Here is a 547-nt window from a genome sequence, read left to right on the forward strand (position 1 = left end):
ATATACAAAACCATCCTGGTCTATTTTTGCTAAATCTCCTGAGCGCCAGAACCCATCAATGAATGATGCTTGGTTCGCTACCTCATTGTCCCAATAGCCCTCAACCACCATTGGTCCCTTCATTAATAATTCTCCAACTTCTTCAGGTAAACATGGTTCACCCTTATCATTAACCACTTTTAATACTCCAACAGGAACCGGCAATCCAACCGAAACAATCTTGTTTTGATTATAGGATTGTGGCATTATTGTTGCTGGTGAAGTACTCTCGGTTGCGCCGTAAGCATTATGCAGAGAGGCATTCGGAAAATGCCTTTTTAAATTATTAATAGTTTCGGAAGACATAGGTGCACCACCAAAGGCAATACAATTTACCTTTGGATACCTATAATTTAGAAAATCTTGGTGAGACATCATCATGACATAGATGGTTGGGACGTTAAATAAAAAGGAAACATTTTCTTCAGCTGTTAAACGAATATATTCTTCCGTCCTATATCTACTCATGATAACGGATGTCCCGCCTATTCTAACCATGTGCAATAAC

Annotated in this window: 1 protein-coding gene; it reads right to left on the reverse strand. The window is 38.9% G+C overall.

The features are described from left to right. A partial coding sequence (locus tag AC1DUW_RS32125; RefSeq protein WP_477644621.1) for a class I adenylate-forming enzyme family protein occupies positions 1–537 on the reverse strand: 537 nt, incomplete at its 3' end. Between the last annotated feature and the right edge of the window lie 10 nt (positions 538–547).

The organism is Peribacillus sp. P4_C12 (assembly GCF_056402095.1).